At 69.9% G+C, this 23,570-nt stretch carries 22 protein-coding genes and 1 tRNA gene; 9 read left to right on the top strand and 14 right to left on the bottom strand.

Features of this window, described 5'->3' with window-relative positions; all coding sequences use genetic code 11:
- Positions 1-9: 9 nt before the first annotated feature.
- A complete protein-coding gene (locus ACIBH4_RS32035; protein ID WP_362764560.1) occupies positions 10-633 on the bottom strand; it encodes a 3'-5' exonuclease in 624 nt (207 codons plus the stop codon).
- A 116-nt stretch (positions 634-749) separates the two neighbouring features.
- Here ACIBH4_RS32035 and ACIBH4_RS32030 point away from each other — a divergent pair.
- A tRNA-Lys gene (locus ACIBH4_RS32030) sits at positions 750-822 on the top strand.
- A gap of 91 nt (positions 823-913) precedes the next feature.
- On the opposite strand, the gene ACIBH4_RS32025 is transcribed toward ACIBH4_RS32030, so the two are convergent.
- On the bottom strand, positions 914-1,495 hold the full coding sequence (locus ACIBH4_RS32025) for a tyrosine-type recombinase/integrase (protein WP_362510614.1): 582 nt from the start codon (positions 1,493-1,495) through the stop codon (positions 914-916).
- A 226-nt stretch (positions 1,496-1,721) separates the two neighbouring features.
- Here ACIBH4_RS32025 and ACIBH4_RS32020 point away from each other — a divergent pair, with 226 nt between their 5' ends.
- On the top strand, positions 1,722-2,099 hold the full coding sequence (locus tag ACIBH4_RS32020) for a VOC family protein (RefSeq protein WP_362510611.1): 378 nt from the start codon (positions 1,722-1,724) through the stop codon (positions 2,097-2,099).
- 116 nt (positions 2,100-2,215) lie between these two features.
- Here the strand turns inward: ACIBH4_RS32020 and ACIBH4_RS32015 are convergent, their stop codons facing one another.
- Complete coding sequence (locus tag ACIBH4_RS32015) at positions 2,216-2,629, bottom strand: CBS domain-containing protein (protein ID WP_362764562.1); 414 nt, start codon at positions 2,627-2,629, stop codon at positions 2,216-2,218.
- A gap of 102 nt (positions 2,630-2,731) precedes the next feature.
- Between ACIBH4_RS32015 and ACIBH4_RS32010 the strand changes: the two genes are divergently transcribed.
- Positions 2,732-3,595, top strand: coding sequence for an SDR family oxidoreductase (locus ACIBH4_RS32010; RefSeq protein WP_362510605.1), 864 nt, complete (start codon positions 2,732-2,734; stop codon positions 3,593-3,595).
- On the top strand, positions 3,595-4,590 hold the full coding sequence (locus ACIBH4_RS32005) for a DNA topoisomerase IB (RefSeq protein ID WP_362764565.1): 996 nt from the start codon (positions 3,595-3,597) through the stop codon (positions 4,588-4,590). Before ACIBH4_RS32010 ends, ACIBH4_RS32005 begins: the two co-directional genes overlap by 1 nt.
- A 68-nt stretch (positions 4,591-4,658) precedes the next feature.
- On the opposite strand, the gene ACIBH4_RS32000 is transcribed toward ACIBH4_RS32005, so the two are convergent.
- The 5 genes from ACIBH4_RS32000 to sigJ all read right to left on the bottom strand — a co-directional run bounded on the left by ACIBH4_RS32000 (position 4,659) and on the right by sigJ (position 9,221).
- Entirely contained in the window at positions 4,659-5,042 is a 384-nt protein-coding gene (locus ACIBH4_RS32000) for a DUF3147 family protein (protein WP_362764567.1), read from the bottom strand.
- Positions 5,039-5,380, bottom strand: a complete 342-nt coding sequence (locus ACIBH4_RS31995) for a DUF3147 family protein (protein ID WP_362510597.1) — start codon at positions 5,378-5,380, stop codon at positions 5,039-5,041. Before ACIBH4_RS31995 ends, ACIBH4_RS32000 begins: the two co-directional genes overlap by 4 nt.
- Positions 5,381-6,145: 765 nt before the next feature.
- Positions 6,146-7,372, bottom strand: coding sequence for an RNA polymerase sigma factor (locus ACIBH4_RS31990; protein ID WP_362510594.1), 1,227 nt, complete (start codon positions 7,370-7,372; stop codon positions 6,146-6,148).
- A gap of 21 nt (positions 7,373-7,393) precedes the next feature.
- Positions 7,394-7,735: a YciI family protein gene (locus tag ACIBH4_RS31985; RefSeq protein ID WP_362510591.1), complete on the bottom strand. Its 342-nt coding sequence runs from the start codon at positions 7,733-7,735 to the stop codon at positions 7,394-7,396.
- A gap of 484 nt (positions 7,736-8,219) precedes the next feature.
- A complete protein-coding gene (sigJ, locus tag ACIBH4_RS31980; protein WP_362510588.1) occupies positions 8,220-9,221 on the bottom strand; it encodes an RNA polymerase sigma factor SigJ in 1,002 nt (333 codons plus the stop codon).
- A 183-nt stretch (positions 9,222-9,404) separates the two neighbouring features.
- Here sigJ and ACIBH4_RS31975 point away from each other — a divergent pair, with 183 nt between their 5' ends.
- The 3 genes from ACIBH4_RS31975 (at position 9,405) to ACIBH4_RS31965 (ending at position 12,431) form a co-directional block, all read left to right on the top strand.
- Entirely contained in the window at positions 9,405-9,980 is a 576-nt protein-coding gene (locus ACIBH4_RS31975; protein WP_362510585.1) for a hypothetical protein, read from the top strand.
- Positions 9,973-11,601: a multicopper oxidase family protein gene (locus ACIBH4_RS31970; RefSeq protein ID WP_362764570.1), complete on the top strand. Its 1,629-nt coding sequence runs from the start codon at positions 9,973-9,975 to the stop codon at positions 11,599-11,601. The genes ACIBH4_RS31975 and ACIBH4_RS31970 overlap by 8 nt, the downstream gene beginning before the upstream one ends.
- 152 nt (positions 11,602-11,753) lie before the next feature.
- Positions 11,754-12,431, top strand: coding sequence for a DoxX family protein (locus tag ACIBH4_RS31965; RefSeq protein ID WP_362764573.1), 678 nt, complete (start codon positions 11,754-11,756; stop codon positions 12,429-12,431).
- Positions 12,432-12,602: 171 nt separating this feature from the next.
- Here ACIBH4_RS31965 and ACIBH4_RS31960 read toward each other — a convergent pair whose 3' ends face one another.
- Positions 12,603-13,232: a TetR/AcrR family transcriptional regulator gene (locus ACIBH4_RS31960; protein ID WP_362764576.1), complete on the bottom strand. Its 630-nt coding sequence runs from the start codon at positions 13,230-13,232 to the stop codon at positions 12,603-12,605.
- Positions 13,233-13,334: 102 nt separating this feature from the next.
- Here ACIBH4_RS31960 and ACIBH4_RS31955 point away from each other — a divergent pair, with 102 nt between their 5' ends.
- Positions 13,335-14,867, top strand: a complete 1,533-nt coding sequence (locus ACIBH4_RS31955; protein ID WP_362510573.1) for an FAD-dependent monooxygenase — start codon at positions 13,335-13,337, stop codon at positions 14,865-14,867.
- A gap of 116 nt (positions 14,868-14,983) precedes the next feature.
- Here ACIBH4_RS31955 and ACIBH4_RS31950 read toward each other — a convergent pair whose 3' ends face one another.
- Complete coding sequence (locus ACIBH4_RS31950; RefSeq protein WP_362510570.1) at positions 14,984-16,567, bottom strand: MFS transporter; 1,584 nt, start codon at positions 16,565-16,567, stop codon at positions 14,984-14,986.
- A 316-nt stretch (positions 16,568-16,883) separates the two neighbouring features.
- Here ACIBH4_RS31950 and ACIBH4_RS31945 point away from each other — a divergent pair, with 316 nt between their 5' ends.
- The gene (locus ACIBH4_RS31945; RefSeq protein ID WP_362510567.1) at positions 16,884-17,384 is read left to right on the top strand and encodes a DinB family protein; all 501 of its coding nucleotides are present in this window, start codon (positions 16,884-16,886) and stop codon (positions 17,382-17,384) included.
- A gap of 92 nt (positions 17,385-17,476) precedes the next feature.
- On the opposite strand, the gene ACIBH4_RS31940 is transcribed toward ACIBH4_RS31945, so the two are convergent.
- From ACIBH4_RS31940 to ACIBH4_RS31925, 4 genes are all read right to left on the bottom strand, one after another.
- Positions 17,477-18,019, bottom strand: a complete 543-nt coding sequence (locus ACIBH4_RS31940) for a hypothetical protein (protein ID WP_362764579.1) — start codon at positions 18,017-18,019, stop codon at positions 17,477-17,479.
- A 148-nt stretch (positions 18,020-18,167) separates the two neighbouring features.
- Entirely contained in the window at positions 18,168-20,150 is a 1,983-nt protein-coding gene (locus ACIBH4_RS31935) for a hypothetical protein (RefSeq protein ID WP_362764582.1), read from the bottom strand.
- Positions 20,147-21,280 (bottom strand): VWA domain-containing protein, encoded by a 1,134-nt coding sequence (locus tag ACIBH4_RS31930; protein WP_362510558.1) that lies wholly within the window; start codon positions 21,278-21,280, stop codon positions 20,147-20,149. Before ACIBH4_RS31930 ends, ACIBH4_RS31935 begins: the two co-directional genes overlap by 4 nt.
- A gap of 37 nt (positions 21,281-21,317) precedes the next feature.
- Positions 21,318-23,570, bottom strand: coding sequence for a DUF5682 family protein (locus tag ACIBH4_RS31925; protein WP_362764585.1), 2,253 nt, complete (start codon positions 23,568-23,570; stop codon positions 21,318-21,320).

Raw genomic sequence — 23,570 nt, 5'->3', positions numbered from 1 at the left:
TTTCTGAGCTCACCGGCGACGCGGAGGCCGCTGGGGAAGCCCGGAGGGTCGCCACTCGGGGGCCTGGGCCGCCCTGCTGAGCTCCTCCTCCCAGGAGACGCCCGTACGCAGGTAGTGACGGAGCAGTTCGGCCCCGGCGCGGGCGTCGGCCAGCGCGGCGTGGGCCCCGAGGAGCGGGATTCCGGCGCGCTCGCAGCACGCGGCGAGCGTCCACCTGCCCTCGGAAATGAAGGCGGGCGCCAGCCGCTGCGTGCACAGGGTCTCGGTCACCCACTCACTACCGGGAAGGCTCCGCAGGAAGCGCAGGTCGAAGGAGGCGTTGTGCGCCACCAGGACCCGGCCGGCGATCCGCCGCCAGATCTCGTCCAGCAACTCCTCGATCACCGGCGCGCCCTGGACCATCGCGTTGGTGATGCCGTGGACATGGACGGCCCCGGTGCCGCGCCGGGGATCGACCAGCGAGTGCCACTCGTCGACGATCTCGCCTCGGGTGTCCAGCGAGACGAGCGCGATCTCGCAGATCCGGTCCCCCCTCGACGGCGAGAAACCGGTGGTCTCGACATCGACCACGACATACCCTGGGCGCGTGGAGACCTGGGAGGTGAAGGCGGGCTCAAGCCCCGAGCTCGTCATGCCTGCCACTCTAGGAGCCGATCCCGCCCCCCACCGGGTGTTCCGCAAACCGATGACCATGAATAGGCCTGGCGACGGACGTTAGTGGACACTATCCTCGGTACGCTGTCACCTGCGGGGCGTTAGCTCAATGGTTAGAGCTGCGGACTTTTAATCCGTAGGTTCTGGGTTCGAGTCCCAGGCGCCCTACCCCAATGACCTGGGCAGACCTCCCATTTCCTACTCGGGAAGTCTGCCCAGGGTTGCAATCAGGGTTGCAATGGTCGCCGTCAGGTTGCGGTCAGCCATCCCAAAGCGCCCGTCCCATCCGGCCCGCCGCCTCGATCGCCAGTGTCTCCGTGATGTGGGTGTACCGCTTGGTCGTGGTCAGCTGGGAATGGCCGAGGACCGCCTGAATCACTCGAATGTCCACCCCTTGTTCAAGCAGGAGTGTCGCGGCCGTATGACGCGCGTCGTGAACGCGGGCGTCCTTGTCGATCTCAGCGAGTCGCAGGACTTCCTCCCCGTCGTCCCAGTCGTCCCCGGCATCGATGGGGTTTCCGTTCGGCGTGCACCCTACGAGATCCCAGTCTTTCCACCTCCCCGCCGCTTCCCGTTCGAGCCTCTGAGACTCCTTGTGGCGCTTGAGAAGGATGATCAGGGCAGGAGGTAAGGCGATGGACCGTTTGCCCTTGCCCTTCGGCTTGGTGAACGTCCGCCCCCGGCACGGTTCGGGCAGGCAAGAGTGGGGTGCCCCGATCTTCCCGGGCACGGACCCAGGTAGGGGACGCTCGATGAAAAACAGAACGTAGAGCCTCTTGAGGAAGACCGTGTCGACGTGGAACAGATCGCATGCCCAGATGCCCTTGGCCCGCGCCTTCACGATGCCGGCGCAGCAACGTCACATTCCGGCTCGTGACCGGCCCACCGGAGAACAGCCGGGCCGCCGCCGAAATCGAACGCTCGGCCCCCAATCTGGCCCATGCGCCGCTGCTCCGGCCGACACTCACCCAGCCTGGCGGCCGCTCCTATCATGGAAACGAGGAGGCGAAAGACGTCGCGACCCTTGTCGTACCCCCGCGTAGGGACCGTCTGGGAAGGAGATCTACATGTCAGTGCGGTTGAATCACACTATCGTGACAGCCCGTGACCGCGAGGAGACCGCCGCGTTTCTGGTGGAGATCCTCGGCCTGCCGCCCGCGACGGCCTTCGGGCCGTTCCTCGTCGTCGATCTCGGCAACGAAGTTTCTCTCGACGTCGCCGGGGCCGATGGTCCCGTGCATCCCCAGCACTATGCCTTCCTGGTCACCGAGGAGGAGTTCGACCAGATCTGGGACCGGATCAAGGGTCGCGGACTCACCTTCTGGGCCGACCCGTTCCACCAGCGGCCGGGTCAGATCAACACCAACGACGGCGGTCGCGGCCTGTACTGGTCCGACCCCAACGGCCATAACCTGGAGATCATCACTCGCCCGTACGGAGGGTGAGCGCGAAACTTGATCCAGGTCTTCTGGGCCTTCTTCGGGGAGCGCTTCAACGCCTGGCGTGCGGGCATGAGATTCACCTTCCAGGCCAGGCCATGCCTGGGCCGAACCCGAAGACGTCAGTCGGTGGTGAGGGCGTCCATCAGGTCGCCGACCTTGGCGTCGGGGAGGGCCTCGGCGACGTCGGCCAGGGCGACCATGCCGACCAGTTCGTGGCCGTCGATCACCGGTAGGCGACGGACCTTGTGGGAGCTCATCGTGCGCAGGATCTCCCAGGCGTCGTCGGCGCCGATGGTCACGACCTCGTCGCCGCCCAGCTCGCCTGCCAGGCACGACTTCGGGTCCCTGCCCTGGGCGATCACCTGCACGACGATGTCGCGGTCGGTGATCATGCCTTTGAACCGGTTGTCCTCCCCGCAGATCGGCAGTGAACCGACGTCCATGCTGCGCATCTTCTCGGCGGCGTCGGCGGTGGTCTGGCCTGCGTTCACGCACTCCGCGTTCGGGGTCATGATCTCGCGTGCGGTTGGCATCGTTTCTCCTTCGATAAGCGACCGCTGCCCCGCTTCCGGCAGCACACTCCCCGCCGGCGTCAGAGTTCGTTAGGCGATCAGGTGGCCGGGCATGGGTGGGGCATGCCTGAGCAACGCAACCAGACACCACCGGGTCAGACGCAGAGCTACCCGGGCAGCAGCGGGGAGATGGCGCCCGAGCCCCGGGACGAGATGCGCGACTACCGAGGCCGCGACCTGCTCGAAGGCCGCCGTGCCCTGATCACGGGAGGTGATTCGGGAATCGGCAGAGCGGTCGCCGTCGCCTTCGCCAAGGAGGGAGCCGACGTCGCGATCGCCTATCTGAGCGAGCATGAGGACGCCGAGCACACCCGCGAGCTGGTCGAGCGGGAGGGGCGGCGGTGTGTACTGCTGCCGGGTGACCTCGGCCGGGCCGACCACTGCGCCGAAGTGGTCGAGCAGACCGTCAAGGAGCTGGGCGGGCTCGACCTGCTGGTCAACAACGTCGCCTATCAGGCGCCGGTCGACTCGCTCGACGAACTCGACGACGCGCAGTGGGAGCACACCTTCGCCGTCAACATCCACAGCTACTTCCGGGTCACCAAGGCGGCCCTGCGGCACATGGGGGACGGCTCGGCGATCATCAACACCTCGTCGATCAACGGCCTGCGCGGCAACAAGACCCTGATCGACTACGCCGCGACCAAGGGCGCGATCAACGCGTTCACCATGTCGATGGCGCAGAACCTGGTCGACAAGGGCATCCGCGTCAACGCGGTGGCGCCGGGCCCGGTGTGGACGCCGCTGATCCCGGCCACTTTCCCGGAGAAGAAGGTCGACGAGTTCGGCAAGCAGACTCCGATGAAGCGGGCCGCCGACCCCGACGAGATCGCGCCGTCGTATGTGTTCTTCGCCTCGGGGCGGCTCTCGTCCTACTACACGGGTGAGGTGCTGGCGCCCATCGGTGGCGAGACCCTCCCGGGCTGATGACCGAGCTACGCACCAGTAATCCGGCCGAACCGGGCATCACCCGGAGAAGACGCGGGCGGTCGTTCTCGTACGAGTACACCGGCGGCCGTCCGGTGAAGGATCGGCGCACCCTGAACCGGATCAGGAAGCTGGTCATCCCGCCCGCCTGGCGCGAGGTGTGGATCTGCCGCGACCCGAACGGCCACATCCAGGCCGTCGGCACCGACGCGGCCGGGCGCCGCCAGTACCGCTACCACGACGTCTGGCGCGAGGAGCAGGACCGCGCCAAGTTCGAGCGCGTCGGGAAACTGGCCGAACGGCTGCCCGACTTCCGGAAGAGGGTCCAGGCCGACCTCGACACGAAGGGCCTGACCAGGGAGCGTGTCCTGGCGGCGGCGGCCCGGATGCTCGACGTCGGCCTGTTCCGCGTCGGCGGGGAATCGTATGAGTCCTTCGGCCTGGCCACCCTCCGCATGGAGCACGTGACCTGCACGAAGGACCGGGTGACCTGCGCCTACCCCGCCAAGGGCGGCAGGCCGCGCGAGGTCGAGATCACCGACCCGGACGTCCGCAGGGTCGTCGCCGCGCTGCGGAGGATCTCCGACAAGGGCGAGTTGCTGCGCTACGAGCACGACGGCGACTGGTTCGACGTCAGGAGCCAGGACATCAACGACTACCTGCGCGACCGCTTCGGGACCGAGGTGAGCGCCAAGGACTTCCGTACCTGGCACGCCACCGTCTACGCCGCCGTGGGCCTGGCCGTCTCGAAACGGGTCCGCACCCGGACCGGCCGCCGGCGGGCGGTCGCCCGGGTCGTGAAGGAGGTGGCCGAGTATCTCGGCAACACCTCGGCGGTCGCCCGCGCCTCCTATGTGGATCCCCGGGTCATCGCCGCGTACGAGAAAGGAAAGACCATCGAACGCGCGCTGACGGATCTGGGCGAGGCTGACGGCCCGGCCACGCACGGTCCGGCCGAACGCGCGGTCATCGCCCTGCTGAAACGAGGAGGGTAGCCGCCGCGGTGAGGGCGCGGCGGACCACATCGATCGCGTCGTCCGGGAGGCGGGCGGTTGTGACGGCGTTACCGCGGAGTGGTCACCCGGTAGACCAGGAGGGCCGTCAGCGCCCAGGCCGCTGTGGCGATCGTCAGGGCGAGCCAGGCGGGAAGGCCGGTCATCGCCGCCCAGACGCACACGGCGAAGACGATCATTCCGACCGCGCCCAGCGTGGCGCCCTTCGCGTCCTGGGCGGCCGGAGCGCGCTGTTCCTCCTTTTCCTGGATGAGGGTCAACGTGGCAGGCAGGATGGCGGGAAACGCCAAAAAGACGCCTCCGGCCAGCGGCCCGAAGTAGTGGCCGACCAGACCGGCCGCCACCGAGATCACCGCGCCGAAGGCGAAACGCACGGCCAGTCCGCGAAGCGAGATGGTGCGGATCTTCGACGGCTCCAGTTCGATGCCGCTCATGAGACCACCAGCCATCCGCCGAAGGCGACGACCGCCCACACGACCAGCGCCGACGCGGACCCCTTGAGCGCACCCCACCTGCGTACGAGCGGCACCGCCAGCAGGCAGTAGACCACCATCGCCACCGCACCGGCGGTCATGCCCAGCGCGGAGCGGGCCAGTGCGAGGTCCCCCTCGCTCAGCACCGTGATCGTCATCCCGGCGATGGCCACGGCGGGTGCGGCGGCGAAGATGCCCGCGAACCGCTTCGGCTTGGTGATCTCTCCGAGAACCGCGAAGGCGGCCACCAGGACACCGCCCAGCAGTCCACGCGCCGCCAGTAACCACACCTGTTCCATGATCGTCCTCCTGTTCTCAGGTCCGGGTACGGTTCCGGACCACCCGGACACCGTCCGGGGAGGCCGTCCATCGCGTCCGGCACGACCATGCCCGCGTCGACCCCTGTGTTCAGGCGGCGGGGCACGTCATCGGTGAGGTCGCCCGGCATGCCCGGCGAGCAGGGGGCGGTATCTCGACGGAGATCCGGCCGGCCGCCCTGTCGGCGGGCACCTGCTCGACCTCGGCTTACAGCGTGCCGTAGACATCGTCGATCTCGGTGCGGGGTCGGTGGGTCGGTGGGTCGAGGGCAGCGGCCGTTCGTGGACGTCGTGGCCGTGCTCGACCATGTGCCTGCGTCGGCCGTCGAGAGCCGCGTAGATCAGCACTGACGAGCTCGTGGCGTTGAGCGGGCCGGAGCGGAAGACGCCCAGGCCCATGGCCTCGACGCCCCTCGGATCCACGCCTCGGCCCCGCTTGTGACCGGGCGGGTGAAAAGGAGGCCAACCGGACGCGTGGTGGACGGCCAGGGCCTCCAGTACAGGCGCGTGTGGATGCTCCATGCCCATTGCCCTGCCCCGGATCGGAGAGATCAGGGCAAATTCATGCTCTTGAAGTGGTGAAGGAAGGAGAGATCATAATCATTTTCCGGTGCCGGGCCAGGTCGGCCGGGTAGAAGACGTCGATCGGCGGTCAGGGCGTCCATCGGATCGCCGACGGATCCGGGCGCATGGTCGGGGCGGGCGACGCGGTGAAGATCCTCGCCGCGTGCGGAGCCGAGTATGCCGTCAGAGAAGCCGCAGCCGGTCGCGCAGGAAACGGCGTTCGGCGTCGGTGGGTGCGAGGTCGAGGGCCGCGCGGTAGCCGTCGGCCGCCTCCCGCGTGCGGCCGGCGCGTCGCAGCAGGTCGGCGCGGGTGGCGTGCAACAGGTGGTAGTCGTCGAGTTGTCCGGTCTCGGCGATCGCGTCGACCAGTGGCAGCGCCGTCTCGGGACCGTCGGCCATGCTGATCGCCACGGCACGGTTCAGATCCACGATCGGGCTCGGTGCCATCCGCGCGAGCCGCGTGTACAGCCCGACGATCTGCGGCCAGTCCGTCTGGTCGGCGACCGGCGCGGTGGCGTGACACGCCGCGATGGCCGCCTGGAGCTGGAACGGCCCGGCGCGGCGTCGCCGTAGTGCTCGTTCGCAGATCGCGGCACCCTCCGCGATCTGCGCCTGGTCCCACAGCGAGCGGTCCTGCTCGGCGAGGGTGACCATGTCGCCGCCCGCGTCCGTACGCGCCGGCCGCCGGGCGTCGTGCAGCAGCATCAGCGCGAGCATGCCGTGCGCTTCCGGCTCGTCGGGCATCAACGCCGTCACCACCCGGGCGAGACGGATGGCCTCCAGGCACAGCCGGGCCTTTCGCGGGTCTCCGTACCCTTCGTTGAAGAGCAGGTAGAGCACGTGAAGTACGGCGGGAAGGCGGTCCGGCAGTAGGTGCGCGGGCGGCACCCGAAACGGGATGCCAGCGTGCGCGACCTTCTGTTTGGCGCGAAAGAGGCGTTGACCCATGGTGCGTTCCGGCACCAGGAACGCACGCGCGATCTCGGCGGTGCTCATGCCGGCCAGGCTCCGCAGGGTCAACGCCACCTGGGCGTCAAGGCTCAGCGACGGATGACAGCAGGTGAACATGAGCTCCAGGCGTTCGTCGGGGATCTCGCTGTCGCTCGAGTAGGGCGACGGCTCCAGGTCCAACGCGGCCACCTCCCGTAGTTTCGCCATCTCGGTCGACGCGCGGCGCATCCGGTCGATCGCGCGGTGGCGTGCCGCGGTGGTGAGCCACGCCAGTGGCTGATCCGGTACGCCTGATTCCGGCCACCTCTGGAGTGCCTGCGCGAACGCGTCCTGCGTACACTCCTCGGCCAGGTCCCAGGCACCACCGGTGAATCGGATCATGGTGGCCACGATCCGACTCCACCCGTCGGCGTAGATCCCGGCGATCCGGTCCTTCACCCGAGCCACCTGAGCTGTCATCGACGTCGTCCGTCTTGGCCGTCAGTCCTCGCCGTCGGGCCAGAACGGACGCAGCTCGATCATCCCGGCCCACGCCATCGGGTGCCTGGACGCGACGTCGATGGCCTCGTCGAGGTCGCCGCACTCGAGGACGTCGAAGCCGACTATCTGGTCCTTGGTCTCCGCGTACGGGCCGTCGGTCAGCAGCACCTTACGGTCGCGGACGCGAACCGTGGTCGCGTCGCTCGCCGGGCGGGTGCGGTTACCCATCAGCCGGATCCCCTTGCCGTCCATCTCCGTGACCCAGTCCTCCACATCCGGGGCGCCGTCGTCCTGGCCGGGCGTGTAGGCCGGGTCGGTGCATACCAGCATCAGGTACTTCATCGGGTTGCTCCTATCGCGTAGCCGGCGGTGACCATCACGGCGATCGTGGTGGCCATGTTTCGGCACAGGGCGATTGTGCACCGGTGACCATGTCCATGGGTGCCCTCCTCTCCCGTGCGTCATGTGGATGACGAACGGGAGGGGTCCTCCACTACAGCCCACACCAAGATTCTTTTACGCACCCGGTCGGGGGGCGTATCCCGCGCGCGGACGGGGCGGCGACTCTTCACGTGGAGACCTTCTCGGGGCCGGACCACACGATGACGCCGAGAGGTCACGACGGGCCACGCCTGGCGGTGCTCGGCAAGCGGGCGCTTGACGAAGAGCTTCGCGAGCACGGCCGGGGTCTGCTCCCCGTCGGCCCACAGGATCTCGGAATGTACGTCGTCGAGGAGCGAACACGGCATCGACGGCCGCGCGGGTGGTCTCGTCTGCGGAGTCCTACGGGTGTCGGTACGTGTCGATGCTCACGTGCCCAGCACAGTCATTTTTTGTGATTCGTATCTGCGTCTTGTTGTGGCGGAGCCGGCGTTTCCAGTGGTGGCCGCTGCGGTTCCGCCGTCCATGAGCGGAGCTTGTCGGGGTTGCGTACCGCCCAGATGTGCTTGATCCGGTCGTCTGCCACCTCGAACGCGTAGACCGACACGGTGACGCCGTCTTCCTGGGCGATCAGGCCGGGCCGGCCGTTGACCGTACGCTCCAGGAACGTCAGGTCGTGGAGCCTTCCCTCAAGCTGGACCAGGGAGCGCACGATCCGCTCGGCGCCTTCGACCGGGCGGAGCAGCGCGCCGACGACGCCGCCCCCGTCGGCGGTCGCCGTGGCGCCGGGGTCGAGCAGGGCGACGAGGGCGTCGATGTCCTTGGCCTCCCATGCCCGCTTGAACTCCCTGACGATCCGGGCCTGCCGGGCCGCCGGGGTCGTGGACGCCCGCGCGGCACGGATGCGGCGGCGGGCCGAGGAGGCCAGCTGGCGGCAGGCCGCCGGGGTGCGGCCGACGATCTCGGCCACCTCGGCGAAGGAGTAGCGGAAGACGTCGTGCAGGACGAACGCGACGCGCTCGGCCGGGGTCATCGATTCGAGGACGACGAGGAAGGCCATGTTGACCGACTCGTCGAGAGTGACCCGGTCGGCCGGGTCGACGGTGATGCCGTCCGGCCGTCCGCTGATCCACTCCGTGGCTTCGGGGAGTGGCTCGGGGATCCACTCGCCCACGTAGGTCTCTCGCCGGGCCCGTGCCGAGGTGAGCACGTTGAGACAGATCCGGCCGGCGACCGTGGACAGCCAGGCGCCGGGGGACGCGATGTCGTCCTGCTGCTGCCGGGTCATGGCGTACCAGCGGGCATAGGTCTCCTGGACGACGTCCTCGGCCTCCGCCAGCGAGCCGAGGAGCCGGTAGGCGAGATTGATCAGCCGACGCCGCTCGCCCGTGATCGCGCTCAGGCTTGGATCGAGCGGTATGTCTCCTGGCCCGGGCTGGGTGGTCATGGTGTCCCCCGACTTCTCTGGTCGCGGTCGGCTGTCAGTAGGACGACAAGACAGCTCTTCGAAATGTGAGCTTGACGCGTTGTCTCACATTTCGAAGCGCTGTCTTGTCGTACGGGTCAGGCCAAACACCTTTCCACCGGTCGTCTCGCCGGCCGGCTTGTCGAGACAGCGTGAGGAGAACGCTTGATGGTTAACGCGGCCAACAGGCTCCGCGCGATCGTGTCGGCCCGGCCCGATGCGACGCATCGGACGGGGCATCGGACGGGGCCCGCCGACTGGGTGCTGCGGGCCGTCGTCAGCGCGCACATGGTCGCGATCGCCGGCCAGCCGGTGTTCGCCGGGGTGTACATGAGCGGTGACTACGACGGCTTGCGCTGGCATGCGGCCGGCGCCGACGTGGTCACCTATGTCGGCTTTGTGCAGGTGATCGTGGGGGTCGTGATCTGGGTACGGAGGCGTCAGGCCTGGCCGTTCCTTGCCACGTCGGCGCTGATGGCGGCCGAGTCGGTGCAGTACTTCGCCGGGCTGGACGGCGCCCTGTGGTTGCACTTCCCGCTGGGGGTGATGACCGTCGTCGCGCTCGTCGCGCTGTTCGTCGCCGTGTGGAGCCGGCCCCTCCGGAGGCGACAGCACCCCCGAAACGAGCGGGAGCGGGGCGAGCGGCAGCGGATACGGAGCTCGCGGGAACGGGGCGAGCGAGAGCGGGAGCGGATACGGAGCTCGCGGGAGCCGAAACGGCAGGGAGCCGACGATGCGTGAGCCGTACGACGACCGACCCGGCCGTGCCCGTACGGTGACCAGACGTCAGGCACTGGGCATCGGCGGGGCACTCGGCCTGGTGGCGGCCGGCGGGCTGTCGGCCTCGGCCGCGCTGGCCCGCCGTACGCCGTTCACCGGGGCCGAACTGCGCAGCGCCGTGCCGCTGCCGCCCGCGTTCCAGGTGCCGTTGCCGCTTCCCTCCGTGCTGGAGCCGGTCAGCACTTCGGGCGGGGTCGACCGTTACGAGATCACCCAGCGCGAGGCGACGGTGGAGATTCTGCCCGGTGTCAGGACGCCGCTGTGGACGTACGAGGGTTCCTTCCCGGGGCCGACGATCGAGTCGCGTCGCGGTCGGCCGGTCACCGTGACGCATCGCAACGACCTTCCCGTGCCGACCGTCGTGCATCTGCACGGCGGCCGGACCCCGGCGGGGTCCGACGGGTACCCGACCGACCTCGTCCTGCCCAAGGGCTGGCCGGACGCCGCCCACGTCACGCACGCGGGCCCGGGCGGACCGGGACATGTCATGCACGACCCGCGGGCGGTGGTGACCGAACTGTCGCGGGACTACACGTTCCCGCTGGACCAGCGGCCGACGCTGCTGTGGTACCACGACCACCGGATGGACTTCACCGCCCCCGCCGTCTGGCGGGGCCTCGCCGGGCTGCACGTCGTCCGTGACGATGCCGAGGACTCGCTCGGCCTGCCCGCCGGGCGGCGCGAACTGCCTCTCATGATCGTGGACCGTGCGTTCGCCGCCGACGGCGGCCTCGACTACCCCGCCCTCGATCCCACGTCGCGGGAGCGGCCGGGCGTGCGCGAGCCGTACCTTGCCGGGGTTCTCGGTGACGTGATCCTGGTCAACGGCGCCCCGTGGCCCGTGCACGAGATCGACGCGGCCCGCTACCGGCTACGCGTACTGAACGCCTCCAACGCCCGGCACTACGAGCTTGAGGCGATCACCGACGACGGACACCGGCTCGACCTCGTGCAGATCGGGGCCGACCAGGGGCTGCTCGCGGCTCCGGTCGTCCACCGGTTCCTGCCGATCGCGCCGGCCGAACGCTACGACGTGGTCGTCGACTTCTCCGGCGTCCCGGTCGGCGGCCGCGTCAGAGTCGTCAACCGGCTCGGCTCCGGCCGCACCCGCGACGTGATGGCCTTCCGGGTCGCGCGCGAGGCCACCGACGACAGCCGCATCCCGCGTGTCCTTTCCACCGATCTCCCGACCTGGTGCCGGTCGGACGCCGTCCGGGTGCGCGACCTCTCCTTCCGCGCCGGGCGCATGCACGGCGGTCACGGATGGCTGATCGGCGGGCTGCCGTTCGACCCCGCCCGCTCCGACGTCACCACCGGATTCGGCGACGTGGAAGTGTGGCGGCTGATCGCCGACGTCCACCATCCCGTCCACCTGCACCTGGTCGGCTTCCTGGTGCTCTCGCGCCGCGACCGGCCACCGCTGCCCCACGACGCCGGTCTGAAGGACACCGTCTCCCTGCGGCCGGGTGAATCAGTGGAGATCATCACCCGCTTCGACGGCTATCGCGGCCGCTATCTCTTCCACTGCCACAACGCCGAGCACGAGGACATGGGGATGATGGCCAACCTTGAAATCGTCTGACACCACCGCGCCGCGGAAGGTTGACGAGCATGCGGGCGAAAGTCGCGTTCAGCGGCCCTCGCCCCCTGCCGGCCACTCCGTTGTGGAGTCAGTGGAGTCAATCGCCACCTGCGACTTCGAACCGAAGTCGCTCGCAACGCAAGGAGAATCTCATGAACATGGCGGACCGACGTGACGAGGAGGCCGCGAGGCGAACTCGAACGACCACGACGTTCCAGCACACGACGGGCGAGAAGCCGGCCTCCGCAGCACGAAGCGGCTGGAATCGGGGCGGGATCCGCCCTGTCGCCTTCTGGGCCACCACGTTTGTCATCGTCTTCGAGTTGGTTGCCGGATCGGTGTGGAACCTTGTGCCGATCGAGTGGGTGGAAGCCCAGTTAGGCCACCTGGGATATCCCCAATTCTTCGCCTATGTTCTGGCCGCGTGGCAGGCGGGCGCGGCCATCGTGATCATCGCGCCCGGGCTGCCGCTGATCAAGGAGTGGGCGTACGCGGGTGCCTTTTTCCTGTGGTCGAGTGCCGTGGTGTCGCATCTGACGGTCGGCGACGGTCTTCGGACGTGGGGGGTGCCGCTGGTGTTCGGGGCGTGCGCCGTCGCGTCGTGGGCGCTGAGGCCTGACGACCGCCGGCTCCCGGGGACGCGGCTCCGGCGGGAGCGCCGTACCGACGCCGGACAGGATGAGGCAGGTCCGCCGGAAGCCCGCACTCGCGCCTGGGCCGTTCCGATCGGGCTCCTTGTCGTTCTGTACGCCGTTTCGTTCCTCACGCTGCCCGCGGCCGAAGCCATGACGTACGGGTGGGCGGTCGAGCTCGGCTGGATCGACGGGTAGCGGTGTGGTTCCGCGGCACCGTCGCGGGCGTACGAAAGCGTGCCGCACGCGATGGAGACGGTTCGGCTGTTCTCGCCCTCCGGCCTGCCGAACAGCCGCCCCGCCCACACACTCGAAGCAGGATGGGCGGCCTTGGCGCCGTCCGGCGCACGGAAACCCGCGCAGGAGCCGTCATCCCGGCACACCACGCTCATCGCCGACGCCCACGCAGAGCGGAAGCGCCTGGATGATCAGCTTGCTCGTCGCCTCGACGCAGGAGTCGTCGACGGTCCGGCCGGTGTTGAGGACGCGCCACTGGGTGAGCCCGACCAGTAGGTCGAGGGCCAGGTCGAGGTCGAGGTCGGCGGGCAACTGGCCGCGCTCCATCGCGCTCCGCAGAAACCGCTCGCAGGCGGCCCTGCGCGGTTGCCGGATCGCGGTGTCGAACGCCTGGGAGAGTTCGGGGTTGCGAGCGGCCTCGGCTGTCAGATCGAGCACGATGCACATGACCACGGGATCCGACAGCGTGTCCGCCACCGCTCGGACGTAGGCTCGCACGTCGCCGCTCAGGTCACCGGCCCCGCCTGCCGGGACCTGCCGGGAGGCGACGACGTCGATGAGGTCGACCACCATCGCCTCTTTCGACGACCACCGCCGGTAGAGCGCGGCCTTTCCCGTGCCGGCTCGCCGGGCCACCGCGCCCATTGACATCCCGGCGTACCCTGTCTCCGCCAACTCGGCGACCGCCGCCGCGAGGATGGTGTCGGTGACTGTCCGGCGCAGCACGGCTGCGCCGCGACCACGCGGGCGGATCTCGGCCATGTCGGCGACATTAACACGAGACGGAACGGTTGCGTCCCAGCTTCGGGGCCGCTTATCCTCCAAACGGAACGGATAGGTTCCGTTCCGGAATCAGGGGAAAACATGACCGACGTAGACGTACTCATCGTCGGAGGCGGACCGACCGGACTGACGCTGGCCTGCGAGCTGGCCCGGCGCGGCGTCACCTTCCGGGTGATCGACAGATCTCCCGAATTCCACCGTCAGTCTCGGGGCAAGGGCATACAGCCGCGCAGCTTGGAGGTGTTCGACGACCTCGGCGTGGTCCAGGACTTTCTGGACGCCGGGGCGTCCGAGATGCCGGCGCGGATCTACCTGGACCGCCGGTTCGTCGCGGAGCTTCACCTCCTGGCCGGTGTCCGCCCGCGGCCGGATGTGCCGTACCCGACGCTCGTCCTGCTACCGCAGTGGCGCACCGAGCAGATCCTCCGCGCCCGCCTGGCCGAGCTGGGTGGCCACGTGGAGCGCGGCCTGCGACTGACCGACCTCAAGCAGTCCGACAGTCAGGTCGTCGCACGGCTCGCCACGGGTGAGGTGATCCACGCCTCCTACCTCGTAGGCTGCGACGGCGGCGGTAGCGCCGTGCGCGAGGCCGCCGGGATCACCTTCCCCGGGCTGGTGTCGGAGACCGAGCACTACCTGCTCGGCGACGTGGAGGTCGACGGTCTGCCCCGCGACGGCTCCTACGTCTGGTACGCAACCGATGAGTCCTCCGTGGGCCTCGCGCTGCTGCCCGGTACGCTGTCGTGGCAGTTCGGCCTCACCGTACGCCCTGGCGAGGAGGGGGCCGGCCAGGAGCCCTCACTCGAGCTTTTCCAGCGCCTGTTCGCGCAGCGCACCGGCCGGACGGATGTGCGCCTGCACAACGCCACCTGGCTGTCGCGCTTCAGCTACAAGGTACGGCTCGCCGACCGCTACCGTGCCGGCCGCGTCTTCGTCGCCGGAGACGCGGCCCACGTCCACCCGATCGCGGGCGGGCTCGGCATGAACACCGGCATCCAGGACGCCTACAACCTCGGCTGGAAACTGGCCCTCACGGTACGCGGCCAGGCCCCCGACAGCCTGCTCGACACGTACGAGCGGGAGCGCCGCCCGGTGGCCGAATCCGTGCTCAAGGCCAGCGGCGCCGGCATGACCGCGCTGTTCTCCACCAAACCTCTGATGACCTTCCTGCGCGACCGGATCATCCTGCCGCTGATGCGCAACCCCGCGGTGACCAGGGCGATCGTCGGCAAGACCTCCCAACTCGGCGTGAACTACCGCGCCTCCGAGCTGTCGGTCGGCGACAAGGGCAAGGTCCGGCCCGGTGACCGGGCGCCCGACTCACCGTGTCGGCACCCGGTGACCGGCGAGCGGTCGCGGCTGTTCGACCTCTTCCGCGGCTCCCACTTCACGCTGCTCCAGTTCGGCGCGGTGACGCCGGATCCGGCCGAGCGCCTGGACAGACTTTACGGCGACGACATCCGCGTTTACCGGCTGGAGCCAGGACCTCCGAGCAAGCGCTACGGCGCCGGCGGGGGCACGCTCGTCCTCGTCCGGCCGGACGGCTATGTGGCCGTACGGACCCGGTCAGGCGATGCGGTGGCCGACTACCTAAGGACGATCTTGGTCGCCTGAACCGGGATGAGCCGCCGGCCGGTCGGCGCCGTCCTCGGCGGAGGTGACCTCCGGACCGAGGATCTCCCACCGGCCGTTGGCGTTGGCCGCCGTGGCCACCGGCACATGCGGTCCGATCAACGTCCCGTGGTCGGCTTGGGGCCGACTCTGCCGCGCCCGAGCATGACCGCGACCGTGACGGCCATCACCGCCACGATCGCGGCGCTGACCAGGGCGCTCAACTGGAATCCCGCGGTGAACGCCTGACGGGCCGCACCGAGCAGCGTGTCCCCGAGCCGGTCGGGGAGCATGCGACTCGCCGTCACAGCACCGGCCAGGCTCTCCGTCGCGGCGGACGCGGCCTCCGCGGGGAAACCCACCACAACGCCGCCGCTCATTTCGTCTCGGTAGACCGCGGTGATGGCGCTGCCAAGAATGGCGATGCCGAGTGCGCCGCCCAGTTGGGGAGCGGTCGAGGAGATCGCCGAGGCGGCGCCGGCCTGCTCGGGCGGCGCGACACCGACGGCCATGTCGGTGGCGAGCGCCATCATCGGACCGAGCCCGGCGGACACGATGACGGCCCCGGCCACCAGGATGGCCAGGTCGCCTGTCCCGGCTGTCATGCCTACCGGCGGGACGCCCACCTGCGCGACCACCACGAAGCCGGTGGCGGCGAGAGCCAGTCCGACCGCGATGACCGGTCCCGGGGCCGTCCATCGCACGATCCTGGAGGCCAGCGTCGACCCAATGATCACCCCGACCGCCGAAGGCGCCGTCCACAGGCCCGCCTCCAGCGGAGAGAGTCCGTGTACCAACTGCAAGTACTGTGCGAAGGCGTAATTGAAACCCCACAACACGAAGATGCCGAGCGCCAGCGTGGCCACCGCGGTGCTGAACGCTCGGTTCGCGAACAACCTCAGGTTGATCAACGGGTCGCGGAGCGCACGCTGCCTGCGTACGAAGATGACGGCGAACAGCAACCCGGCCGCGACGGAGAACACGGGCAACGGGTCGGGACCGTCGGCGGCCATCTGTTTGAGACCGTAGACCGCCACCAGGACCGCGGCCAGCGACAGTACGGCGCTGATCGGGTCCAACCGCCCTACCCCGGCATAGCGTCGCTCCGGCAGCAGGATCGGCCCCAGCACCAGAAGCAGCGCCATCACCGGCACGCCGAGCAGGAACACCGACCCCCACCAGAAGCGCTCAAGCAACCAGCCGCCCACGAGAGGCCCGATCGCGGTGCCTCCGGACACGCTCGCGATGACGACCCCGACGGCGACAGTACGTTGCCGCGGGTCCCGGAACATGGCGACGGTCAGGGAGAGCACGGACGGCATCAACGTGGCACCGGAGATTCCGAGCAGCGCGCGGATCGCGATGAGCGCACCCGCGCTGGGCGCGTAGGCCGCGAGCACGGAGGCGATGCCGTACGCGGCCGCACCGATCAACAGGAGTCGTCGGCGGCCGATCCGGTCGCCCAGCGTACCCATGGTGATCAGCGATCCGGCGAGCAGGAAGGCGTAAACATCCACGATCCACAACAGCTCAGCGCTGTCGGCCGCCAACGCCCTGCCGATGGCGGGCAACGCCAGATGGGTCACGGTCAATTCGAGGGAGGCGAGGAAAGCGGGGAGGGAGAGAACGGCGAGCCCGATCCACTCTCGTCGCCCAGCGCGGTCAAGGACAGCCGGGTCGGGGGCCGCAGAAGATCTTGTCACCCGTCAATCATGAAACCTCAACCATAGATGAGGTCAACCTTCGGCCCGTGGGCGCGACCGAGTCCCCTTCCGATGCCAGGGGGCTCGCCATCGGACAACTCACCGCCCGCGCCGACGTCGCGGGGACCAGGTGGCGTGCCCTCGCCGCCCGCGGTGGCGTCGCAGGGAACCACACCGCGCGTCGAACTCACCGCCCGCGCCGATGTCGCGGGGACCACATGGTGCGCCGGACTCGCCGCCCGGATCGGGCAAGCTCCGCCTGAAGCGTCGATGCCCGCGTCACCGGCCCGCCGCCTACGACGGATAGGTTGTGCCCGTGACCGACACCCGTGTTCCGCCGCCCCTCAACGGCGACGAGCTCACCGTGCTCAACAACTGGCTCGAATGGCACAGGGCCACTCTCGCCGTGAAATGCGCGGGCCTGACGGACGACCAGCTGCGCCTGCGCTCCGTGCCGCCCTCGACCCTGTCCCTGCTCGGCCTGGTCAGGCATATGGCATACGTCGAACGCATCTGGTTCCGCCGCGTGCTGAACGGCGAGGACATCCCCAAGCTCTGGGTCAAGGACCGCGACAACGACGCCGACTTCAACGAGGTCGACACCGCCTCCGTCGAGGAGGCCTTCGCCACCTGGCGGTCCGAGATCGAACACGCCCGTGCCATCTCCGCGGCCAAACCTCTGGACGCCTTCGGTGATCGCAACGGCCGGGACTGCACCCATCGCTGGATCCTCGTCCACATGATCGAGGAGTACGCCAGGCACAACGGCCACGCGGACCTGCTGCGCGAGCGCATCGACGGTGCCACCGGCGAATAACGATCCCCGGTGCGAAACCGGGGAACCGGTTCCGGCCGCGCTCGGGGTCCTGCTCCTGTGGCGACGAACGCTGTGCTGCCAAGGGGGCGCGCTCAGTCCTCGCCGCGTACCAGTTCGGGGCGGAACGCGATGATGAGTCCGAGGGTGGCGTACCCCACGAGCAGGTGGGTCGCGGCGACGACGCCTCCGATCGAGGCGCCGAGAATCCCCATCGCGGGGATGGACACGATCGCCCAGCTCTCGGCGACGAGCGGCCAGACGCGGGCGAGTCCGCGCCACCGGCCGGCCACCGCGACCTTGATGCCGATCACGAACATGCCCAGCATCGAGAGCGGCCAGAAGATGTCGAGGATGCCCAGCCAGAGCGTGTCGCGGGCGGCGGGGAAGAGACCGTGGATCAGGCTCCACACCATCGCCGGGGCGAGCAGCACCCGTTCGACCGTGAGCATGACGCGGGCGGTGCGGGTCACCCCGATCGCACCGGTGCGGCTCATGAGCGTGATGAGGGCCCAGAGGCCGAGCTGGAAGGCCAGGCCGCCCAGGTCGGTGATCGTCCAGCCGATCTCGGAGGTGGGCTGGAAGCCGTGGACGAAGCTGGAGGTCGACCAGATGAGCGCCCCGGTGGAGAGGCACAAGGCGAAGCGGGCACGGTCGATTCTGACGGCTGCGTGGACGGGTCGGTGCTGTGGGCGGCCTGCTGCGTGTGGTCGCGGAGGGTCTCGGTCATCGTTCTTCGTTCCTTGTCCGGTTCGGCGGTACGGAGCACCGCGTACGGTTCGGCGGTCAGCAGAGATCGAGAGCGACCTCCAGGCGCAGGTACGCGTCGACCCAGGCCTGCTCGGTCGCCTGGTCACGGCCGTGGGTCAGCGTCGCCCCGAAGGCCGTGACGGCCTGCGCGACACGGTGCAGTCCGAGCGCGGTCAACCGCTGCGCCGCGTCCGCGAGCCGATCACCATAACTCGGGGGCAGGTGGCTCAGGCCCCGGTGGGGCGCTTCCGCGAGGAGATCCCGAGTGTCGGCCAGGGCCGCGAACAACGGTTCGCGTGGGGTCGCGTCGGCGACCGCGAGCCCGACAAAGCTCCCGGCGGGCCGCAGGTCGGGGACGATGACCCGATCTTCGACCGCCAGGCCGACCGGTTCGATGACGACGCTTCCGGCTGTTCTGCGCACGATGCCGCTGATGAAACGCAGCTCACCTTCCGTACCGGCGAACACGGCCGCCAGGGCGTCGAGGCGTCCGGGGGCGGCGCTGGTGTGGGTGGCGGTGACGGTGACGGGGTTGCCCGCCCGATCGGTGATCACGGCGTCGAGACGCTGGTCACCCGGAGTGTAGGTGACGGACTCCACCCCGCCCACCGCGACGACCCGGACCAGTTCCGCTTCGACACGCGGACGGATCGGCTGCGGGGGGAGGGCGTCGAGCTCGCGGGCAAGGCCGGTGAAGTCGGTCGCCACCAGTGACGGTGGTAGTTCGTCCCAGTTGCCCCGCGAAGGGCTGACAGTGGTCTTGGCGATCCGTCCCGTGGCCAGCCGCACCGTCCGGTTGGCGCTGCGGACCGCGGATTCGGTGACGAGGTTGCCGGCGGCGAGCGCGCCCAGCGTGGTCGTGGCGATCCGTCGCCGTGACAGCTCCGCGCCGTCGGCGTCGCCGTCCCAATGACGGCGAAGCACGAGCACCATGGAACTGGCACCGTGGACGAGATACACCTCGGCGATCCGCTGGTTGCCGAGGGCCCGAATCCGGCAGCCGAGACTGTCGAGGCGGGCCCGGCGCAGGGGTGTCTCCGCGGCCTCCGCGGTGCCCAGCACGCTGCTGCGCAGAGTGGCGTTCGGGCGGATCACCGCACGGTGGCGGGCGTGCAACTCGGCGATGTGACCGGCGAGCAGCTCCGGACGGTAGTGGGCGCCGCGGTCGTGGTAGGCGGTCAATTGCTCGGCGAGATCGTCGACGGCCAGGAGCGGCCAGCGCAGACCGGCGTCGTCAAGGTGGCGGCGCACGTCTGCGACGGTGGTCTCCAGGCTCTGCCCAAGATGCGTCGCACCCTCGTGCAGGACCGTGGCGGCCAGCGTCAGCGCCCGCTCCAGCCCGGAGCCGGTGCCTGCTTCGACGCCGCCGACGTCGACCCGCACGTCGGACACCTCGGGATGCCTGTCGTCGGCGGCGCGGAACGCCCACACCGCCAGGGCGACGACCTCGTCGCGGTTGCCTGCGGCGGTGTCGGTGTGCACGAAGCCAAGGTCACCGGGGACCAGGAAACGCACGGTCGCCGCAGCGAGCTCGACCTGAGGCACCGGATTCGCGGCGGTGGCGCGGCGGACCCTGGCGGTGTATCCGGCCTGCTCGGCACGGCGGGCGGCGGCCATCATGCGGGTGCCGATCCTCGCGGTGAGTTCGTCGTCGGTCACCTGCCCCGGATTCCAGGGCGCGGGCGGGCGGGCGGCCGGACGTTCCACACCGGGTTCGCCGGCCCCTTGACCGGCCGAGAGCCCCTCACCCGGCTGGTCGGCACGCTGGTAGGCCAGGATCACGCCGATCAGGTGGCGGCAGATGCCGGTGGCACCACAGGTGCACCTCCCCGCGTCGAGGCCGCCAGGAGGCAGACTGGCGGCCGGGCCGTCGGGAAACTCACCGTGCACCGTACCGTCGGGATCGGCGCGCAGTCGTGGCGCGACGCCGTCGAGTTCTCTGGCGGCTCGTTTGACCAGGCCACGATTGGTGAGTGCGGCGAGGGAGTCGGCGGTGAGCGCGAGCAGGTCGGTCCTCATCGGCCTACGTGCTCCGCGACGAAGGCGGCCAGTTCGCCAGGTGTCATCGCGCCCACGTGCGCCCCGACATTCGCCAGGCGCTGCGCCAGCTCCCGGTCGTAATCGGGGTTGGCCTGCTCGTCGAGAGCGGCCAGGCACAGCACCTTGGTGCCCTGCCCTACCAGGTCTCGAACGATACGCACCAGCCGATGGGGATCGCCGCCCTCGTAGAAGTCGGAGATCAGCACGACGATCGCCCTCCGCGGCTGGTCGACCAGGTCGGCGCCGTACGCCGTCGCGCGGGCGATGTCGGTGCCACCGCCGAGCTGAACCTTCATGAGCAGCTCCACCGGATCGTCGACATCGGCGGTCAGGTCGACGACCTCGGTGTCGAAGGCGACCAGGTGGGTGCGCACGCCGGGAAGCCCCCACAGGCACGCCGCGGTGACCGCCGAGTGGATCACCGAGTCGGTCATGGACCCGGACTGGTCGACGAGCAGGATCACCTGCCACTGCTCAAGGTGGCGGCGGGTGCGGGTGAAGAAGTACGGGGTCTCGATCACCACCTTGCCGGTGTCCGGCCGGTAGCGGCCCAGGTTGGCGCGCAGAGTCCGGGTGACGTCGAAGTTGCGGGCCTGCCGCAACCGACCGGGACGGCGCGCCTTCGTGCCGGAGAACGCGGTCCGCACCTCGGTGGCGAGCTTGTCCGTCAACTGCCGGACGACCGTCTCCACGATCCGCCGGGCCAGCCGCAGCACCTGTGGGTTCATCAGGTGTTTTGTGCGCAGCACCGCCTTGAGCAGGGCCTGGTTGGGTTCGATGCGCTCCAGTACGGCCGGGTCGGTCACCACGTCGTGGATCTCGTAGCGTTCGACCGCGTCGCGTTGCAGCCGCTCGACCGTCTCCTTCGGGAACAGCCGGGTGATGTCGTCGAGCCAGTCGACGGTGGTCGGCATCGATGCGCCGGTGCCGCCCTCACGGAAACCGCCTCGCCGTACACCCCGCTTACGCAGGTCGTCGTCGCGGCCGTAGAGCCAGTCCATGGCCGCGTCACGGGCGCCTGCCTGCGCGCTGAGCCGCTCTCCGCCCAGGCAGGCTTCGCCGGACTCACCCAGCAGCAGCCGCCAGCGTTCGAGGACGGGATCGATCATGAGACTTCCTTCGTCCTCGTGACCGGAACAAGCGTGGTCATGATGTGATCAGTCCCTCCCGGCGTAGCGCCGCGTCGACCCGCTCGTCCAGTGCCATCCCTGCCGCCACCAGCTCCGGTCTCGCATCGAGCCGCATCAGGTCCCGGCTGGAGCCGGTGCGCCACCGGACCAGGCGGGTGGCGATGATGTGCCGTTCTCGGGGCGGGAAGTAGCCGAACGCCTGGCGCAGCGCCGGCAGCGCCACCAGGAAGTCATGGTCGGTCATCGCCCCCAGCAGTTCGTCGAGCAGTTCCAGCATCCCTGCGGTGTGCAGCACCTCCTCACGGGCCAGTGCGAACAGCCCGGCCAGCCAGTCGCCCGCCGAGGCCGGGGTGAACGCGCCGCGTATCGCCCGCGTGGGGTCGGCGGCGGCCGCACCTCGCAGTGACCAGCCCAGCCCGAACGACGCGCCCCGCAGGTCGGGCGGCGCCTCGTGGCAGGCGGCGATCCGGTCGGCGACCCCCAGAGCCGCCCGGGTGTCCAGTTCGAGCGGCGTCGCGGCGTGGGTCAGGACGTCGCGGACCGCGATCATGGCACCGATCCGCCCGAGGTCGGCCGGTGCCGGACCACCCCGCGCTCCCTCGGCCAGCCACAGTGCCCGGCGGGTGGCGGCCGCGATGACCGTACCCAGCGTGGTGCTACGGCTGGTCCGGAACATGTCATCGTGTCGCCACATCGCCAGGGCGACGGTGAGCGTACGGCCCAGTGACCCCAGGTCGGCCGCCGCGCCGATGGCCCGCGTCAGGTCGTCCAGCACCCGCCCGGTCAGCTCGCCGATGCCGCACACCGCCGCGTCGAACAACAGGCGGGCCAGCTGATCCAGGTCCCCGGCCGTGACCTTCTCCGACAGGGCGGCGGCGGCCGCCTCCCGCGGGTCCACGCCGTAGCCACCGGCCTCGATCAGGGCGGGCAACCGGTCGTCGGCGTCGGTGAGCGTCCACTGCTCGACCAGCACCGGAGGGCCTGCCGGCTGCGGTCCGGACTCGCGCGCCAGGCCGGGGATCGCCAGGACCCGCAGCCGGTGCAGCAGCCTGCTGCGCTCTCGGTCGATCTCCTTTCCGAGGTCGAGACGCACCTCACCGGAGCCGTCCAGACCGTGGCGGCACAGCTGCTCGGTGACGGCGTGCACCAGCGGCGGCAGCGGAGTCGACGGGTGCAGCCGGCCGACCCGGTCACCGCTGAGCGCCGCGACCATCTCCACGATCGCGGGATGGTTGCCCGCCCGCAGACGCCCGCGGGTCGCCCAGGGCAGCGGAACCTCGAGCGCCTCGTTGACCAGGGCGCTCGCCAGGCCGTCCAGTACGTCGACCCGGGCCGGATGGCGGTGGCCGCGCACCAGCGCCAGCCCGTCCGCGGTGGCCCGAGCGGCGATCAGGTCCGCGGTGGACACCTGCAGTCTCCGTGCGCGCAGCCGTACCGCCACCGCCTCGGTGAGCCCGCGGGCGGCCTCCGCCGGGCCCGACTCCCACAGCCGCTGGTAGTAACCCGGCGACGGCATGCCCGACTGGTAGCCGTCGAAGGCGTCCAGCCGCCGGAAGGAATACGGCACCAGGTAGCTGCCGACGACTGCGTCATCGGGCGGTTCCGGCAGTTCCGGCCAGGTCCGCTCGCCCTGCTCGCTCAGCCGGATCAACGCGGGGCGGTGGAAGCCGCCGATGACCACGACGACCGGCCGCTCGCCCGCGTCGGCGACGGCGGCTCGGATCCACCGCGCCATGTACGCCTCGCGGGCCATGTCGTCGGCGCCGGGCTCGGCGTCACCACGCACCAGGTCGAAGTAGGTGGCCAGCCGTTCGGCCAGCCCATCGGCGGGCTCGATCTCGAACAGGTGGTCCCACAGGGCGTCCACGTTGTCGACGGCGAAGGTGCGGCACAGCCGCTCGGTCACCTCGGCGTAGCGGGCCTCGGCGTCGGCGTAGCGGTTGTGGACCTCGGCCAGCGCCGGATGCCAGGCGGGCAGGTCGATGAAACGCGTCTCCGCACCGACGGCGTGGCCGGCGGTCAGCGCCGTCCACTCCGGGGAGTACTCGCACAGCGGCGCCCACGAGCCGTGCCGGCGCTGCGCGTCGCGGTAGCCGGTGTACACCGCGATCGGCAACTCGTGCCCGAGCAGCAGTTCCCCGAGCCGGTGGTTCATGTCGGCCGGGCCCTCGATCAGCACGTACGCCGGCCGCAGCGCCGAGATGGTGTCGGCGACCAGCCGGGCACAGGCGGGACTGTGGTGCCGGACACCGATGAACGTCGCGGTCAT

Origin of the sequence: Streptosporangium sp. NPDC050284, from assembly GCF_044459525.1 — a bacterium.
Lineage (GTDB): Bacteria > Actinomycetota > Actinomycetes > Streptosporangiales > Streptosporangiaceae > Streptosporangium.
This window is presented reverse-complemented; position numbering and strand designations above follow the sequence as displayed.

Excerpts from the sequence above, each read along its gene's own strand:
- ACIBH4_RS31985 (WP_362510591.1), bottom strand. The coding sequence starts at position 7,735 with ATGAAGTACCTGATGCTGGTATGCACCGACCCGGCCTACACGCCCGGC.
- ACIBH4_RS31965 (WP_362764573.1), top strand. The coding sequence starts at position 11,754 with ATGAACATGGCGGACCGACGTGACGAGGAGGCCGCGAGGCGAACTCGA.
- ACIBH4_RS32015 (WP_362764562.1), bottom strand. The coding sequence starts at position 2,629 with ATGCCAACCGCACGCGAGATCATGACCCCGAACGCGGAGTGCGTGAAC.
- ACIBH4_RS32010 (WP_362510605.1), top strand. The coding sequence starts at position 2,732 with ATGCCTGAGCAACGCAACCAGACACCACCGGGTCAGACGCAGAGCTAC.
- ACIBH4_RS31925 (WP_362764585.1), bottom strand. The coding sequence starts at position 23,570 with ATGACCGCGACGTTCATCGGTGTCCGGCACCACAGTCCCGCCTGTGCC.
- ACIBH4_RS32000 (WP_362764567.1), bottom strand. The coding sequence starts at position 5,042 with ATGAGCGGCATCGAACTGGAGCCGTCGAAGATCCGCACCATCTCGCTT.
- ACIBH4_RS31960 (WP_362764576.1), bottom strand. The coding sequence starts at position 13,232 with ATGGCCGAGATCCGCCCGCGTGGTCGCGGCGCAGCCGTGCTGCGCCGG.
- ACIBH4_RS32005 (WP_362764565.1), top strand. The coding sequence starts at position 3,595 with ATGACCGAGCTACGCACCAGTAATCCGGCCGAACCGGGCATCACCCGG.
- ACIBH4_RS32035 (WP_362764560.1), bottom strand. The coding sequence starts at position 633 with ATGACGAGCTCGGGGCTTGAGCCCGCCTTCACCTCCCAGGTCTCCACG.
- ACIBH4_RS31930 (WP_362510558.1), bottom strand. The coding sequence starts at position 21,280 with ATGATCGATCCCGTCCTCGAACGCTGGCGGCTGCTGCTGGGTGAGTCC.
- ACIBH4_RS31935 (WP_362764582.1), bottom strand. The coding sequence starts at position 20,150 with ATGAGGACCGACCTGCTCGCGCTCACCGCCGACTCCCTCGCCGCACTC.
- ACIBH4_RS31955 (WP_362510573.1), top strand. The coding sequence starts at position 13,335 with ATGACCGACGTAGACGTACTCATCGTCGGAGGCGGACCGACCGGACTG.
- ACIBH4_RS31970 (WP_362764570.1), top strand. The coding sequence starts at position 9,973 with ATGCGTGAGCCGTACGACGACCGACCCGGCCGTGCCCGTACGGTGACC.
- ACIBH4_RS31990 (WP_362510594.1), bottom strand. The coding sequence starts at position 7,372 with ATGACAGCTCAGGTGGCTCGGGTGAAGGACCGGATCGCCGGGATCTAC.
- ACIBH4_RS31995 (WP_362510597.1), bottom strand. The coding sequence starts at position 5,380 with ATGGAACAGGTGTGGTTACTGGCGGCGCGTGGACTGCTGGGCGGTGTC.
- sigJ (WP_362510588.1), bottom strand. The coding sequence starts at position 9,221 with ATGACCACCCAGCCCGGGCCAGGAGACATACCGCTCGATCCAAGCCTG.
- ACIBH4_RS32020 (WP_362510611.1), top strand. The coding sequence starts at position 1,722 with ATGTCAGTGCGGTTGAATCACACTATCGTGACAGCCCGTGACCGCGAG.